14 protein-coding genes are annotated in these 16,275 nt (G+C 63.6%); 2 read left to right on the forward strand and 12 right to left on the reverse strand.

Features of this window, described 5'->3' with window-relative positions; all coding sequences use genetic code 11:
* Window positions 1-3: 3 nt before the first annotated feature.
* The 5 genes from ntrX to AUL32_RS15420 form a co-directional block, all read right to left on the reverse strand.
* The gene (gene ntrX / locus AUL32_RS15400) at window positions 4-1,365 is read right to left on the reverse strand and encodes a nitrogen assimilation response regulator NtrX (RefSeq protein WP_062116559.1); all 1,362 of its coding nucleotides are present in this window, start codon (window positions 1,363-1,365) and stop codon (window positions 4-6) included.
* Window positions 1,365-3,617, reverse strand: coding sequence for a sensor histidine kinase NtrY-like (locus AUL32_RS15405; protein WP_082659710.1), 2,253 nt, complete (start codon window positions 3,615-3,617; stop codon window positions 1,365-1,367). Before AUL32_RS15405 ends, ntrX begins: the two co-directional genes overlap by 1 nt.
* A gap of 72 nt (window positions 3,618-3,689) precedes the next feature.
* Complete coding sequence (gene ntrC, locus AUL32_RS15410) at window positions 3,690-5,138, reverse strand: nitrogen regulation protein NR(I) (protein WP_061976117.1); 1,449 nt, start codon at window positions 5,136-5,138, stop codon at window positions 3,690-3,692.
* A complete protein-coding gene (locus AUL32_RS15415) occupies window positions 5,138-6,283 on the reverse strand; it encodes a two-component system sensor histidine kinase NtrB (RefSeq protein WP_061976116.1) in 1,146 nt (381 codons plus the stop codon). Before AUL32_RS15415 ends, ntrC begins: the two co-directional genes overlap by 1 nt.
* 3 nt (window positions 6,284-6,286) lie before the next feature.
* On the reverse strand, window positions 6,287-7,354 hold the full coding sequence (locus tag AUL32_RS15420) for a tRNA dihydrouridine synthase (RefSeq protein WP_082659712.1): 1,068 nt from the start codon (window positions 7,352-7,354) through the stop codon (window positions 6,287-6,289).
* Between the two features lie 151 nt (window positions 7,355-7,505).
* On the opposite strand from AUL32_RS15420, the gene AUL32_RS15425 reads away from it, so the two are divergent.
* Window positions 7,506-8,708 (forward strand): bifunctional 2-C-methyl-D-erythritol 4-phosphate cytidylyltransferase/2-C-methyl-D-erythritol 2,4-cyclodiphosphate synthase, encoded by a 1,203-nt coding sequence (locus AUL32_RS15425; RefSeq protein ID WP_062116562.1) that lies wholly within the window; start codon window positions 7,506-7,508, stop codon window positions 8,706-8,708.
* A complete protein-coding gene (locus tag AUL32_RS15430; protein WP_062116564.1) occupies window positions 8,705-9,220 on the forward strand; it encodes a CinA family protein in 516 nt (171 codons plus the stop codon). The genes AUL32_RS15425 and AUL32_RS15430 overlap by 4 nt, the downstream gene beginning before the upstream one ends.
* Here AUL32_RS15430 and AUL32_RS15435 read toward each other — a convergent pair.
* The 7 genes from AUL32_RS15435 to AUL32_RS15465 form a co-directional block, all read right to left on the reverse strand.
* A complete protein-coding gene (locus tag AUL32_RS15435) occupies window positions 9,217-9,681 on the reverse strand; it encodes a type II toxin-antitoxin system RatA family toxin (protein ID WP_061976113.1) in 465 nt (154 codons plus the stop codon). The genes AUL32_RS15430 and AUL32_RS15435 overlap by 4 nt on opposite strands.
* Before the next feature lie 4 nt (window positions 9,682-9,685).
* On the reverse strand, window positions 9,686-10,657 hold the full coding sequence (lipA, locus tag AUL32_RS15440; RefSeq protein ID WP_062116567.1) for a lipoyl synthase: 972 nt from the start codon (window positions 10,655-10,657) through the stop codon (window positions 9,686-9,688).
* A gap of 42 nt (window positions 10,658-10,699) precedes the next feature.
* Entirely contained in the window at window positions 10,700-10,954 is a 255-nt protein-coding gene (locus tag AUL32_RS15445; protein ID WP_061976111.1) for a GlsB/YeaQ/YmgE family stress response membrane protein, read from the reverse strand.
* A gap of 121 nt (window positions 10,955-11,075) precedes the next feature.
* Complete coding sequence (gene lpdA, locus AUL32_RS15450) at window positions 11,076-12,527, reverse strand: dihydrolipoyl dehydrogenase (RefSeq protein ID WP_061976110.1); 1,452 nt, start codon at window positions 12,525-12,527, stop codon at window positions 11,076-11,078.
* A gap of 53 nt (window positions 12,528-12,580) precedes the next feature.
* Window positions 12,581-13,216: an SGNH/GDSL hydrolase family protein gene (locus AUL32_RS15455; RefSeq protein WP_062116570.1), complete on the reverse strand. Its 636-nt coding sequence runs from the start codon at window positions 13,214-13,216 to the stop codon at window positions 12,581-12,583.
* Window positions 13,217-13,247: 31 nt separating this feature from the next.
* A complete protein-coding gene (locus AUL32_RS15460; protein ID WP_062116573.1) occupies window positions 13,248-14,675 on the reverse strand; it encodes a pyruvate dehydrogenase complex dihydrolipoamide acetyltransferase in 1,428 nt (475 codons plus the stop codon).
* Between the two features lie 175 nt (window positions 14,676-14,850).
* Window positions 14,851-16,272 carry a pyruvate dehydrogenase complex E1 component subunit beta gene (locus AUL32_RS15465; protein ID WP_062116576.1) on the reverse strand — a complete coding sequence of 474 codons (1,422 nt, stop codon included), beginning with the start codon at window positions 16,270-16,272 and terminating at the stop codon, window positions 14,851-14,853.
* Window positions 16,273-16,275 lie beyond the last annotated feature (3 nt).

Consider the following 16,275-nt stretch of genomic DNA (forward strand, 5'->3'; position numbering starts at 1 on the left):
GCCTTAGATGCCGAGGGACTTCAGCTTACGATGGAGCGCAGACCGCTCCATGCCGACGAATTCCGCCGTTCGCGAGATGTTGCCACCGAACCGGTTGATCTGCGCGACGAGATATTCCTTCTCGAATACTTCGCGCGCGTCGCGCAAAGGCAGCGCCAGAATGCGCCCGTCCGACTGACTGGGTGTGCGCGGCAGCATGTCGCCGACCTCGCGTGGCAACATGTCGGCGGAGATGTGCTCGGCATCGTCCTGCCGCGACAGGATCATCAGCCGCTCGATATTGTTGCGCAGCTGGCGAATGTTGCCCGGCCAGTCGCTCGACTGAAGGACGGCCAGCGCCTCGGGGCTGAGCGCCTTCGGCTTGATGCCGGTCTGTTCGCCGATCTGCTTCATGAAGGCGTCGATCAGGAGCGGAATGTCGGCGCGGCGGTCCGCCAGCGGCGGCACCATGATTGGCACCACGGCGAGGCGATGGAACAGATCCTCGCGGAACGAACCCTCCGCGATCAGCGATTCCAAGTTTTGCGCCGTCGAAGAGATGATGCGAACATCGACCTTCACCTTCTTCGTCCCGCCGACGCGTTCGAAGGTCTGGTCGGTCAGCACCCGCAGGATCTTGTTCTGCGTTTCACGTGGCATGTCGCCGATCTCGTCGAGATAAAGGACGCCGCCGTGGGCCTCCTCCAGCGCGCCGATCTTGCGCTCGACGCCGGGCGGGGTGTCCGTGCCGAACAGCTCGATCTCCATGCGCTCGGGCGTGATCGCGGCGGCGTTGAGTACGACGAACGGACCCTTGGCGCGGGCACTGGCGCCGTGGATCGCGCGGGCGACCATTTCCTTGCCCGATCCAGACGGGCCGAGGATCATGATGCGGCTGTTGGTCGGCGAGACGCGTTCGATCGTCTGGCGCAGCTGGTTCATGGGCTGCGACTTGCCGAGAAGATCGGGCGAGTCGGACGAGCGACGGCGCAGTTCCAACACCTCGCGCTTGAGCTTCGATGTCTCCAGCGCGCGCTCGGCCACGAGCACGAGGCGGTCGGCCTTGAAAGGCTTTTCGATATAGTCGTAGGCGCCACGGCGAATGGCCGAAACGGCCGTCTCGATATTGCCGTGTCCGGAAATCATCACGACCGGGATCTCGGGATGCTGGGTTTTGATGGCGTCCAGTACGTCCAAACCGTCGAGCCGGCTCCCCTGTAGCCAGATGTCCAGGAAGATCAGCCGCGGCGCGCGGTCTGCGATCGCCTGCAGCGCCATGTCCGAATTGCTCGCGGTGCGGGTCTCGTGTCCTTCGTCTTCCAGAATGCCGGCCACGAGTTCGCGAATGTCGGCTTCGTCGTCAACGACCAGAATGTCCGATGCCATCAGTGTTCACCATGTGTCTGATTGGATGGGAGACCAGCGTTGGCGGTCTGCTCGAAAGGATGCGATTGGGCCGAGGCGGGAAGCCGGATGCGAACCAGGGCTCCCGGCCGTCCGTCCGGTGGATCTTCGAGCTCGATCGTTCCGCCGTGCTCCTCAATGATCTTGCGGACGATGGCCAGGCCAAGCCCGGTGCCCTTTTCCCGCGTCGTCATATAGGGCTCGAGAAGGCGATCTCGATTCTCCTGAGGGAAGCCTTTTCCGTTGTCTTCGATCTCGATGACGTGACTTTCCGAACCGGGGGTCGCGCGGATGGCAATGTGCCCGGCATGGTTCTCCAGGGTTTCCATGGCCTCGACGGCGTTCTTCACGAGATTGCCGAAGGCCTGGGAGAGAAGTCGCACGTCGAAGGAGCCGAGCAGCGGCGCGTCTCCGAACTGGTTTTCGAACCGGACGCCGTGCTCTCCCATCTCGCGCATGAAGACGGCCTCGCGCAGCGCCTCGCGCAGGTCCTTGTCCTCCAGCTTGGGCTTGGGCATCCGAGCGAAAGTGGAGAACTCGTCCACCATGCGTCCGATATCCGACACCTGGCGGATGATCGTGTCGATGCAGCGATCGAACACCTCGCGGTCGCCTTCGATCGTCTTGCCATAACGGCGGCGAATGCGCTCGGCGGAAAGCTGGATCGGCGTTAGCGGATTCTTGATCTCGTGAGCGATGCGCCGAGCGACGTCCGCCCAGGCGGAGGAGCGCTGCGCGTCTACGAGATCGGTGATGTCGTCGATTGTGATGACGCTGCGCTGGTTGCCCTCGCCGCTTTCCTCGGACGTCACGCGAATGGTCAGGACGCGCTCACGGTCGCGAGCCCGAAGCTGTATCTGTTCCTGATGTTCGCGATGGCGCGAATGCTTAGCGGCCTCGTAGACGCTGTCGATCAACGGGAAGCGGGCTGCCAGGGTGACACCGACGGCCTCTTCCGCCACCGTGCCTAGAATGCGCTCGGCGGACGGGTTCAGCATGCTGATCGACCCGTCGGTGTCGACGCCGATCACGCCCGCCGTCACGCCCGACAGAACGGCCTCGGTGAACCGACGGCGCTCATCGATCACATCCTTGGCGCGGATGAGTTCTGAACGCTGGCTGCCCAGCTGGCGGATCATGTTGTTGAACGTGTTGGACAGGGAACCGACATCGCCGTCCGACGCACGCACGGGAACGGATACATCGAGATTGCCCTCGCTGACCTCGTCGGCAGCGCCGATCAGAAGCCGGATCGGCCGTACCAGCCTGTCGGCGACGCCGATGCCGGTCCAAATGGCGGACAAGAGAACGATCAGCGTGATGCCGAGATAAAGGAGAGCGAAGGCGATCTGGAGGTTGAAGCGGTTCTTCTCCAGCCCGGAATATTCGGCCGTGCGCTCCTCCATAAGCCGAAGCGCCGCGATCACGTCGGGGTCCACGACGCGCACGGTGTAGAGATAGACGTCGTTGAAATCGCGCAGCTTCGTCACCGCGCCGACGAGATTGGTGACGCCGGGCGGAATGAAGACGAGATTGCCCTGCGCGGCCTGTTCCAGAGCGTCGGCGGGCGGGACCGGAAGCGGGCGCTCAACCGGAACGTCTGCGCGGAGGAACGGCGTTCCATCGGCGCGAAGAAGCTGTGCGCCCAGAAGCGAGCGGCCCCTCGCCTGCTCCGTCATCAGTGCGCCGAAGCCGGTGCGGTCGAGATCGAACAGCTGGCGCTGCGCCCCGAGGTCGTAGGCCATGGAAAGCGTCGAGCCCTGCAGATTGCGGGCGTTCTCATTGACATAAGCTCGCGCGACGCTGGTCGACGATTCCACGATCGTCCGCGTGCGGATTTCGAACCAGCGATCGAGGCCAAGGTCGAGCGTGATGCCGGCGACGATGGCGACCAGCAGCGCCGGGATGGCCGCAACGATCGAAAACAGGATGACGATACGCACATGAAGGCGCGAGGCGGCCTTGCCGTTGCGCCGGGCCTTGGTCATCCGCACGACCTCGCGGCCGATCAGGCCGCAGAGGAGCAGAACGAAGACCCCGTTCACCAGCGACGCGATCCGCACGACCGTGTCGGTCGGCGCGATCGATGTCAGGCCCATGAGGACCACGAAGGAAATCGCCCCGGTGATCAAAGCGCCAGCAACGGCCAGAATGCCGGGAATGAGCATGAAGCGCCGCCGCTCGCCGAACGTCGGAGCCTCGCTTTCATTCGGAACAGTGTAGGTTGCCATCATGCCACTACCATATACGGAAGTGACACGATTGCAACGCAATGTGGCCGAAATGCAACTAAATTTGATGGCTTTTTAACGGATAGACCGAACGATCGAAATATCGAGATCTCGGATCTTCTTGCGAAGCGTGTTGCGGTTCACGCCCAAGAGATCAGCCGCTTTTACCTGATTGCCGCGCGTCGCTGCAAGCGCGGCGGCGATGAGTGGATATTCCACTTCACGCAGGATGCGTCCGTGTAGGCCCGGCGGCGGAAGATCGTTGCCGTAGGAGGAGAAGTAGTCGGCGAGATATTTCTCGACCGAAGCCGAAAGATCGATCGGCTTGCTACCGTCGCCATCACCGCCCAGTGACTTGGCGTGGTCGTTGGAGAGTTCGTGGTCGATCAGTTCGGCGGTGATCTCGTCCTGCGGATAAAGCGCGCAGAGGCGGCGAACGAGGTTTTCCAACTCGCGAACGTTGCCGGGCCAGGAGTAGCGGCGCATGACGTCGAGCGCGCCGGGCGTCAGCGTCTTTCGCGCCAAGCCTTCCTTCTGCACCACCGTGAAGAAATGGTTAGTCAGATCGACAAGGTCCTCGATCCGCTCGCGCAAGGGCGGCAGGCGGAGCGGCACGACATTCAGTCGGTAGAACAGATCCTCGCGGAACAGACCGCGCTGGATTAGCTGACGCAGGTCCTTGTTCGTGGCCGCCACGATCCGCACATCGGTCGCGATCGGCGTGCGACCGCCGACGACGGTGTATTCGCCCTGCTGGAGGACGCGCAGCAGCCGGGTCTGCGCCTCCATCGGCATGTCGCCGATCTCGTCGAGGAAAAGCGTCCCCCCCTCGGCCTGCTCGAAGCGGCCGCTGGTGCGGGTCTGCGCGCCGGTGAAGGCGCCCTTCTCATGGCCAAAAAGCTCGGATTCGATCAGGTCGCGCGGAATGGCCGCCATGTTGATGGCGACAAAGGGCCCCTTCCGCCGACGCCCGTAGTCGTGCAGCGCGCGCGCGACGAGTTCCTTGCCGGTTCCCGACTCACCTGTGATCGTCACGGTCAGATCGGTCTGCATCATACGCGCCAGCGCGCGGTAGATTTCTTGCATGGCCGGCGAGCGGCCAACCAGCGGAATGGTCTCCCCATTCTCGTCCGCATTGGCGAGGCGGGCCGGGTTCTTCGGCTCGGCCAGCGCACGGCGGACGATCGAAATCAGCTCCGTCAGGTCGAAGGGCTTCGGGATATAATCGTAGGCGCCCTTCTCCGACGCCTTGATCGCCGTCATGAACGTGTTCTGCGCGCTCATGACGATCACCGGCAGGTCCGGCCGCGTATTCTTCATCTTCGGCAAGGTGTCGAAGACGCTGCCGTCCGGCATCAGCACATCGGTGATGACAAGATCGCCATCGCCCGCGCTGACCCAGCGCCAGAGCGTTGCGATGTTCGATGTCACGCGGACCTCGAATCCGGCGCGCATCAGCGCCTGCGAGATCACTGTGCGGATCGCGGCATCGTCATCTGCGACAAGGATTTGGGAAGTAGCCATTATCGCGTCCGTTTCCCCGTGTTCCGATGCGAGGTGGTGTCAGGGCTCGTCGGATCGGCCCAGGCGGGCATCAGGATCCGAAAGCTGGTATGGCCGGGCTGGGATTCACATTCGATGACCCCGCCATGATCGCCGACGATCTTGGCGACCAACGCGAGCCCCAGCCCGGTGCCGCTGGGCTTGGTGGTCACGAACGGGTCGAAGATGTGTTCGCGGATATCCTGGGGAACGCCGACCCCATTGTCTTCCACGATGAATTCGAGCGGCAGCGTCACGCGCGACTTCGTGCCCGGCACGGACAGTCGCACGCCGGGGCGGAACGCGGTGGACAAGCGAATCTCGCCATCCTCCCGGCCGGCCAGCGCCTCGCTCGCGTTCTTCAGGAGATTGAGGAAGACCTGAATGAGCTGGTCCCGGTTAGCGAAGACCGGCGGCAGCGAAGGGTCGTAGGTTTCCTGAATGCGGATGCCACGCGCGAACCCGCTTTTGGCGAGCGTCTTCACATGTTCCAGCACGGAATGGATGTTGACGGCCGAGCGCTCGATCGGACGCTGGTCGGAGAAGACCTCCATCCGGTCCACGAGCTTCACGATCCGGTCGCTCTCTTCCTGTATCAGCCGGGTCAGTACGCGGTCGTCGTCGTTGGCGGAGGCTTCCAGAAGCTGCGCGGCGCCCTTGATGCCGGACAAGGGATTGCGGATTTCATGAGCCAGCATGGCCGCCAGCCCGGTGACGGTGCGCGCCGCAGAGCGGTGGGTCAGCTGGCGGTCCATCTTGTCGGCGATCGAGCGAAGCTGGACCATGACCACGACATGGCCCGGCGCCTCGGCCAGGCTGGAGACGTAGACATCCACCAGCCGCTCGCCCCCGAGCCGGGGCGAGGACACGTCGACGCGATACTCGCTGATGCGCGAATCGTGCAGACGAACCTGCTCGATCAGGCCGAAGATCGGGCTGTCATGCGGAATGAAGTGCCCCAGCGTCTTGCGCGCAAGGCTGGCCGCGCTCGCAGAAAAGAACTGCTCGGCGTCCGAATTGACGGAGGCGAACTCGTTTTCCGGTCCCAACACGAACACGGGATGCGGCAGGGCATTGAGAATCCCCATCTCGCCGCTTGAGAAGGACGGCTCAACGCTCGAAGTCATGGGTCAGGCCGCTTTCCGCAGGGTCTGCAATTCCGAATCGACGTCGCCGATCGTCATGCCGTCAAGAAGGGTTCGGAGGTCCGAGGCGACACGGCGATGGTCGGCCTCGCGCAAAAGCGGCGCCTTCCGCTCGCCCGGCGTCCGCGCGCGATCGAGATACCAGCCGAGATGCTTTCGGGCATGCCGAAGCCCGGCCTGGATGCCGTAATGCGCGAGCATCGCTTCGTAATGACCGGCGACGAGATCACCGAAGGAGCGCGTGGTGAGATCGCTGGGGGCTGAGCCCGAAAGAAGCGCGGGAAACCAAGGGCGGCCGCAGGCCCCTCGCCCGACCATAACGGCGTCCGCGCCACTCAGCCGAAGCATCGAGCCATGCTGGGCGCGCTCCGTCAGGTCGCCGTTCGCGATTACAGGAATGCTCACCACGTCCTTCACCGCCCGGATGGCCGACCAGTCCGCCTCGCCTTCATAGAACTGATCTCGCGTGCGGCCATGCACCGTTACCCAAGCGATCCCGGCGCGCTCGGCGCGAAGAGCGAGGTCAGGCGCATTGAGGCTGCTGCGATCCCACCCGAGCCGCATCTTCAGGCTGACGGGCACGCGCCCCGCGCCCTCCAGCGTTGCCTCGATCAGGCGCAGCGCATGGTCGAGATCGCGCATGAGCGCCGAACCCGACGCGCCGCCCACGACCTTCTTGGCGGGGCAGCCCATATTGATATCTATAAGATCGGCGCCTTCGCCCGCAACGAAACGAGCGGCATCGCGCATTGCGTTCGCCTCGCGGCCAGCCAGTTGAACGGAATGACAGCCGGTGCCGTCGGTGCTCATTCGAAGTCGGCTTTCGCTGTCGCCTTTCAGCAATTCGCCGCTGGCCACCATCTCGGAGAAAACAAGCTTCGTCCCAAAAGAGCGGACGAGGCTTCGAAACGGCACGTCGGTGATGCCCGACAGCGGGGCGAGAAGAACGCGCGTCGCCGGAGAGGCTCCACTCCACAGAAGGTCCTGCGGCCGCACCTCGCTCGAATCGCCGCTAATATCGGCAAAAACTGTGTTTGACGCGTTTTCCATCATGGCGCTTGTACCATATCCGGGCATGCTCAAAAGACAAGCATCTGACAGCCGTGATGCTCCAATATTGTTGCACTGCACGTATGCGAATTGGGCTTTGCCTTTGCAACGTGTCCGGGCTGCGATAAGCCGATCCGGTGTCAGGGGAACCGGAATGCACCAGAGTAAGACGGCCGTGGTAATCGTGGCCGCCGGGCGTGGGGAACGCGCGGGTCAATCGGAGGAAGGGCCGAAGCAGTACCGCCGCATCGGCGGGCGGCCAGTCTTGCAATGGACGGTCGAGGCCTTCCTGCGCGACCACGCCTTTCAGACCATTGTTGTCCTCATCCACCCCGACGACGTCGAGCGCGCGAACGCATGCCTGTCTTGCTTTGGCGATCGGATCAGGCTTGTCCCCGGTAGCATCACGCGCCAAGCTTCCGTCCTGAAAGGGTTGGAGGCCTTGCGAGCTGCGGCGCCTGAGGCAGTCCTGATCCATGACGGCGTGCGCCCCTTTGTGTCCAGCCGTGTGATCGACGACGTGTTGGACGCTGTGTCTCGAAGCTCTGGCGCCATTCCCTCCGCTCCGGTGACCGACACGATCAAGCGCATGGGCGATGGCGGCTTCATTGCCGACACGGTGGATCGCAAGAATCTCTTCGCCGCGCAGACCCCGCAGGGCTTCCCCTTCAACCTTATTCTCCAGGCGCATGAAGCGGCGACGCGCGAAACCGCTCAGGCCTTCACGGACGATGCGTCGCTTTTCGAATGGCGAGGCCATCCCGTCGCGCTCGTTCCCGGGGAGATGCGCAACGTGAAGCTGACGCTGGCCGAAGATATCACTGCCGCCGACACCAAGCTGAGGAGCGCTTCGCGCATGATCGATGTAAGAACCGGCAATGGCTACGACGTACACCAGCTCGTGGAGGGCGACCATGTCACGCTTTGCGGCGTGCGCATCGCCCATGATCAGACGCTGCTTGGCCATTCCGATGCCGATGTGGGGCTGCACGCTCTGACTGATGCGCTTTTGGCCACATGCGGCGCCGGCGACATCGGCACGCATTTCCCGCCGAGCGACCCGCAGTGGAAAGGGGCGGCATCAAGCCTGTTCGTTCGGCACGCGGTGGAGCTCGTTCGAGAGAAGGGCGGCCGCATCTGCAATGTCGACGTGACGCTGATTGCAGAGGCCCCGAAAGTCGGCCCGCATCGCGCCGCTATGGTGGCGGCGATCGGCGAGATGACTGGGCTCGAGCCCGAGCGCATCTCGATCAAGGCCACCACCAACGAAATGCTGGGCTTCATCGGCCGGCGCGAAGGCATTGCAGCCATCGCTACGACCAGCGTCGTCTATGGAGATGCGGAGAGTGCGCGATGACTGAGGACGGCATCCTCGCTCAGGCGCGCCGGATCGTCGAACTCGCGCGGCAGCATGGACTCACCCTGGCCACGGCGGAATCCTGCACGGGCGGTCTCGTCGCAGCCGCGCTGACGGCGATCGAAGGCTCTTCGGTCGTTTTCGACCGAGGCTTCGTGACTTACTCGAATGGCGCCAAGCAGGATTTGCTCGGCGTGTCCGGTGAGAGCTTGGCGACCCATGGTGCGGTGTCGCAGGCCATCGCGCTGGAGATGGCGGGGGGAGCGAGGTCTCGCGCCAAGGTGGACATCGCCGTGTCGGTCACGGGCATCGCTGGTCCCGGCGGTTGGACCGAGGCCAAGCCAGTGGGCCTCGTGCATTTCGGCCTCGCCAGCGAACGCGGCGTCGAGCATCGAGAAATGCGCTTCGGCGCTCTCGGCCGCGACAACGTCCGGTACGAGTCCGTGCGCGTCGCGCTCGAATTGATCGAAAGCGCCCTGCTCCAGAACGCGCCGCGTCAAGTCGGCGACTAAGCTTCCGCGACCCGTTCCGGCGCGTAGATTCGATCCGCCCGTTCCTCGAAGGCGGTGGAGAAACGGCGGAAGGCGAAGTCGAACATCGAGCCCATCAGAAGGCCTAGCGTTCGGCTCTTGAATTCATAGTCGATGAAGAACACGACCTCGCAGCCATTGGCATGCGGCTTGAAGAACCAACGGTTCTCCAAATAGCGGAAGGGTCCATCGACATATTTAACGTCGATTTCCAGCTCGGCCGGTTTCAGCAGAACCTGGGACGTGAAGGTCTCCCTGACCAGCTTGTAGGCCACCGTCATGTCGGCAATCAGCAACGTCTTGCCGTCCCGCTCCTTGCGGGAGCGGACCACGAGGCGTTGGCACAGCGGAAGGAAATCGGGATAGCGCTCGACATCCGCGACCAGATCAAACATCTGACCCGGCGTATGCTTGACGAGGCGGCTGCTTTCGAACTTCGGCATCGATTTAGGCTGCAGCCTGCTTTGCCAGACGCGCCGCCTTCAGCTTGTCGAAATCCTCGCCCGCATGGAAGGAGGACCGCGTCAGCGGGCTGGAGGCAACAAGGAGAAAGCCCTTGGTGCGGCCGACCGTCTCGTAGGAGTTGAACTCCTCCGGCGTCACGTAGCGGATCACGGGATGATGCTTGCGGGTCGGCTGGAGATATTGGCCGATCGTCATGAAGTCCACGTCGGCCGTGCGCAGATCGTCCATGAGCTGCAGGATCTCGTTCCGCTCCTCGCCAAGCCCGACCATGATGCCGGACTTCGTGAAGATCGTTGGATCCAATTCCTTGACCCGCTGCAGAAGTCGAATCGAATGGAAGTAACGCGCGCCCGGCCGAACGGTCAGGTAGTTTCGCGGCACGGTTTCCAGATTGTGGTTGAAGACATCGGGCCGCGCTTCGACCACGCGCTCCAACGCGCCTGGCTTGCGGAGGAAGTCCGGCGTCAGGATTTCGATCGTCGTTCCAGGAGCAGTGGCGCGAATGGCGCGAATGGTCTGGACGAAATGCTCGGCGCCGCCATCGGGAAGATCGTCCCGATCCACCGAGGTGATGACGACATGGGTCAGGCCCATCTGGGCGACCGCGCGAGCGACGCTCGCAGGTTCCCCAGCGTCCAGTGCGTGGGGAAGACCCGTCGCAACATTGCAGAAGGAGCAGGCGCGAGTGCAGATCCCGCCCATGATCATGAAGGTCGCGTGTTTCTTTTCCCAGCAGCCGCCGATATTCGGGCAGCCGGCCTCTTCGCAAACCGTCACCAGCTTGCTGGATTTGACGATCTCCCGGGTCTCGAAATAGCCGGGCGAGACGGGCGCCTTGACCCGGATCCAGTCCGGCTTCGGCAACACCTCCGTATCGGGACGGTGGGCCTTTTCAGGATGACGTGGCCGAGGCGAAGCCTCGGCCACTTTGCGCGTGTCGAGAACGGTGACCATGAGCCCTATTTAAGACAGGCCACCTCGGGACGCAACGAGACCTTAGGCCCGGCCGCGGATCGCGCGCCAGAGGAAGATCAGGATGCAGGCGCCGACAATGGCGACGATGAACTGAACGATAAGCGAAGGCGCCGTGTAGACCCCAAGCAGGCCCAGGATGAAGTTCAGGAACAGAGCACCGACGATGCCGAGGATGATGTTGGTCAGCAGGCCGACATTGGCCTTCATGATCTTTTCGGCGACCCACCCGGCCAGACCGCCGAGGATGATCGACATGATAATTCCAACGCCGTTCATACAAAAACTCCTTCCAAACCTGCGGCACTTCGGCTCGCCCATGGGGTAAATGGGCGAAAATATGTCCGGTCAAGGTAGGAAGTCGGCTCCGGATGGTGCCGGAGCCGAAGTTTTAAGCCGCTTACATATGAATGACGCGGCCATAAGCATCGAGAACGCTCTCGTGCATCATTTCCGAAAGGGTCGGATGCGGGAAAACCGTGTGCATCAGGTCTTCTTCCGTGGTCTCGAGACCCATGGCGACCACGAAACCCTGGATCAGTTCGGTGACTTCCGCACCCACCATGTGAGCGCCGAGAAGCTCCCCGGTCTTCGCGTCGAAAATGGTCTTCACCATGCCCTCGGGCTCGCCGAGTGCGATTGCCTTGCCATTGGCGACGAAGCGGAAGCGGCCGACCTTGATCTCCCGACCGCCTTCCTTGGCCTTCGCCTCCGTCAGGCCGACGGATGCGACCTGCGGCTGGCAGTAGGTGCAGCCGGGGATTTGCTCGCGCTTCATCGGGTGAACGTGAAGACCCTTGATCGCTTCGACGCAGATCGTGCCCTCGTGCTCGGCCTTGTGGGCCAGCATCGGCGCGCCTGCGACGTCGCCGATCGCATAGACGCCTTCCACATTCGTCCGACCGACCGCGTCGATCTTGACGAGACCGCGCTCGACCACAACGCCGACGCCTTCGAGATTGAGGCCTTCGGTGTTGCCCTGGACGCCAACCGCCGAAATCAGCCGCTCGGCTTTCAGGACCTGCGTCTTCCCACCCTGCTCCACCGTGACTTCGACACCTTCGCTGGTCTTGGTCACCTTGGCGACCTTGGCGTCGGAGAGGATCTTCAGACCTTGGCGCTCGAACTGCTTCCGGGCAACGGCGGCGATCTCGGCGTCTTCCACGGGGAGGATCTGCGGCAGCAGTTCCACCACCGTCACTTCCGCGCCCATCGTGCGGTAGAACGAGGCGAACTCGATGCCGATCGCGCCCGAGCCCATGACGATCAACGACTTCGGCATGGAAGCCGGCTTCATCGCCTCGAAATAGGTCCAGATCCGATCCCCATCCGGCTCGATGCCGGGAAGGACACGCGGCCGCGCGCCGGTCGCGACGATGACGTGCTTCGCCTTATAGGTGCCATGGCCGAGAGCGCCCTTGGGCACCGGATTTTGCGGCTGCACGGCTGGCTTGGTCGGCTCGCCGACCTCGATCTCGACCGGGCCACCCTTGCCGGCCTTCGTGATCTTCGCCTGACCCCAGATGATGTCGATCTTGTTCTTCTTCATCAGCATGGCGACGCCGCCGTTCAGCTGCGCCGAGACGCCGCGCGAACGCTTTACGACCGCCGAGATGTCGAAGCTCGGCTTCTCGATCTTAAGGCCATAGTTTTCGCCATGCTCGGCATAGTGGAAGATCTCGGCCGAGCGCAGCAGCGCCTTGGTCGGGATGCAGCCCCAGTTCAGGCAGATGCCGCCCATGTGCTCCCGCTCGACCACGGCGGTCTTGAAGCCGAGCTGCGCGGCGCGGATCGCCGCGACATAGCCGCCCGGTCCACCGCCGATGATGAGGATATCGTAGCTGTCGGCCATAGGAGCGGCTCCCTGATGGAGAAAGGGTGAAGCGCCCGATGGCGCTTGGGAAATCAGACGAGGGTCTTCAAGGCGGAGGCGATTGCGAGACCGAGAGACCTTGTGTTGTCTGCGTCGAGATGGACTCCGTCGAGCGGCGTCGCCGCGCAATGGTCGGACGCCGCAACATGAGCGCAGCGCTCCTGCAGCGCGATCCGCGCATAGGCGGCCTTGAGTTTCTGGGACTCGGCGATCGCACCGCCGAACATGTCTCGAAAGTCAGGATTGTCGGTCGGAACGAGGGCCGGTGGCGACAAGATCACGATCTCCGGGCAGCCGAAGCCGAACGTTGAGCGGAACTCCCGCACGATGGAGATCAAGCGCCCAACCCCTGCCGCCGCCTGAAAGGCCGTGCCGCCTCCCGTATGCGACTTGAGATCGTTCGTACCGAGCGCGAGTACAACAATGTCGATCGGCTCATGCGAGGCGAGCATCGTGGGGAGCACACGCGCGCCGTTGCGATCAGCTGGGGCCAGATGGTCGTCATAGGCCGTGGTGCGCCCGTTCAATCCCTCCGGGATGATGCGAGCGCGGCCCGACAATTGGTCGGCGACGACCGAAGGCCAGCGGTCGCCATGGCTATGGCGACCCGGCCCTTCGGCGTCGTAGCCCCAGGTCAGGGAGTCGCCGTAGCACAGAATGGTTTTCATGCTGGACCCGCCTTCCCGACCCGGTTGCCGATCAGACCAGCATGCTCATCGGGTTTTCGATGAACCGCTTGAAGGCCGAGATCAGTTCGGCGCCGAGCGCGCCGTCCACCGCGCGATGGTCGGTCGAAAGCGTCACGGTCATGACATTGGCGATCGCCACCGCACCGCTCTTCACGACAGCCCGCTCCTCGCCCGCGCCGACCGCAAGGATCGTGGCATGCGGCGGGTTGATGACGGCTGAGAAGTCCTTGATGCCGAACATGCCGAGGTTCGAAACGGCCGTCGTGCCGCCTTGATATTCCTCGGGCTTCAGCTTGCGACTGCGCGCGCGCTTGGCGAGGTCCTTCATCTCGTTGGAGATGACGGAGAGCGTTTTCTCCTCGGCGCGGCGAATGATCGGCGTGATCAGGCCGCCTTCGATCGACACGGCGACGCCGACATCGGCGTGCTTGTGCTTCAGCATGGCGCTTTCCGTCCAGGAAACATTCGCCTCCGGCACCGCCTTCAGCGCGCAGGCCATGGCCTTGATGACCATGTCGTTGACCGAAAGCTTGTAGGCCGGGCGCTCGCCTGCTTCGCCCTTCACCATCGGTGCCGAGCTGTTCAGCTGCTTGCGCAGCGCCAAGAGCGCGTCGAGCTCGCAATCCACCGAGAGATAGAAATGCGGCACCGTCTGCTTGGACTCGACCAAGCGCTTGGCGATGGTCTTGCGCATCCCGTCATGCGGGATTTTCTCGTAGGACCCTTCAGCGAATAGCTTGAGAATGGCGTCGTCGTTCGAAGCCTTGGCGATCGGCGCGGCAGTTTGAGTCTCGGTGGCTGCCTGCAGGGCGGCCTTGGCTTCCGGCGGCTTGGCCGATTTCGGTTCCTGCGCGGCGCGCTCGATATCCGACTTCACGATGCGGCCATGCGGACCTGAACCCGTGACGCCCGAAAGATCGACCCCCTGCTCCTTGGCAATCCGGCGCGCCAGCGGCGACGCGAAAACACGGCCCGAGGCCGACGCATTGCCGGCGCTCGTGGCGGAGCCAGCGCTGCCCTTGCCGCCTTCGCTGGCCGAGGCGGTCTCGGCCGCGCGCTCATAGCCACGCTGGCCGGCATCAGCCGCGTCGGTCTGCTTGCCGACCACGGCATCATCACTGGCGACGGACTGCGCCGCGGAGGCGGTGGGCTTAGCGGATTCGCCACCACCGGAAGCGGCAGCTGAGGCGTCTTCGCCTTCGGCGGCGAGAATCGCGATTACCGCGTTGACTTTCACGCCTTCAGTACCGGCGGGCACGAGGATCTTGGCGACCGTGCCTTCATCGACGGCTTCGACTTCCATCGTCGCCTTATCGGTCTCGATCTCGGCGATCACATCGCCCGAAGAAACCTTATCGCCTTCCTTGACCAGCCACTTCGCGAGATTGCCTTCTTCCATGGTCGGCGAGAGCGCCGGCATCGTCACGTTGATCGGCATCGGCCCGGATCTCCTCAATCGCCCGCGTGGCGGGGCATCGAATCCATAGAATGAGCGGCATCGGGCGGCGAAAGGCCCTGCCCCGCTCTGCCCGCATCTTACGCTGGGCGAGGCGGCGCTCTGCGCCGCCCCGGAATGTTGTGCGCGATCATCGTGTCGCGCGGGTCGCGTCAGCTCAGCGGTAGCAGACGGCCTTCACCGCCTCGACCACTTCCTTGGCGGAGGGCAGAGCGAGCTTCTCGAGATTGGCGGCGTAGGGCATGGGCACGTCCTTGCCGCATACCTTCAGCACCGGCGCGTCGAGATAGTCGAAGGCCCGGACCATAAGCTGCGAGGCGATCTCGGAACCGATCGAACCCTGCGGCCAGCCTTCTTCCACCGTGACGCAACGATTGGTTTTCTTGACCGAACGCACGATCGCATCCACGTCCATCGGGCGGATGGTGCGCAGATCGATCACCTCGGCGTCGATCCCTTCCTTGGCCAGCTGCTCCGCCGCCGCAACGGCGTAGGTCATACCGATGCCGAAGGAGACGATGGTCACGTCCTTGCCCTTGCGGTGGACACGCGCCTTGCCGATCGGAACCGTCCAGTCCTCGACCTGCGGCACCTCGAACGAGTGACCGTAGAGGATCTCGTTCTCAAGGAAGATGACGGGGTTCGGATCGCGGATGGCGGACTTCATCAAGCCCTTGGCATCGGCGGCCGTGAAGGGCTGCACGACCTTGAGGCCCGGGATGTGGCTGTACCAGGAGGCATAGTCCTGGCTGTGCTGCGCGCCGACGCGGGCCGCCGCGCCGTTCGGGCCGCGGAACACGATCGGGCAGCCCATCTGTCCGCCGGCCATGTAAAGCGTCTTGGCCGCCGAATTGATGATGTGGTCGATCGCCTGCATCGAGAAGTTGAACGTCATGAACTCGACGATGGGCTTCAGCCCGGCAAAGCCGGCACCGACAGCCAGACCCGCGAAGCCGTGCTCCGTGATCGGCGTGTCCACTACGCGGCGTGCGCCGAACTCGTCCAGCAGGCCCTGGCTGATCTTGTAGGCGCCCTGGTACTCCGCGACTTCCTCGCCCATGAGGAAGACGGTTTCGTCTCGGCGCATTTCCTCGGCCATGGCCTCGCGAAGCGCCTCACGCACCGTCTTGGTCTCCATGGCGGTGCCGGCAGGGATTTCCTCGGCATAGTCGCCTTCGGCGTCCTCGACGGAAGGATGCGACAGGCCCTGCGCTGGCACGGGTGCCGGCTTGGACTTGTCGCCCTCGCTCGCCTCGGGCTTGGCTTCCTCGGGCGTCGCGGCGGGCGCGGACTTGGCCAGCGCGGGGGAGCCCTTGCCGATGTCGCTGGTGCTCTCGCCCTCGGCGAGCAGGATAGCGATCGGCGCGTTGACCTTCACGCCTTCAGTGCCGGCCTCAACCAGGATCTTCCCGATCGTGCCTTCATCCACGGCTTCGACTTCCATCGTCGCCTTGTCGGTTTCGATCTCGGCGATCACGTCACCGGGGGCGACGCTGTCGCCCTCCTTCTTGACCCACTTCGAGAGGGTGCCCTCTTCCATCGTCGGAGAAAGGGCGGGCATCAGGATTTCAGTCGGCATGGT

The organism is Aureimonas sp. AU40, from assembly GCF_001463785.1.
Classification (GTDB): Bacteria; Pseudomonadota; Alphaproteobacteria; order Rhizobiales; family Rhizobiaceae; genus Aureimonas.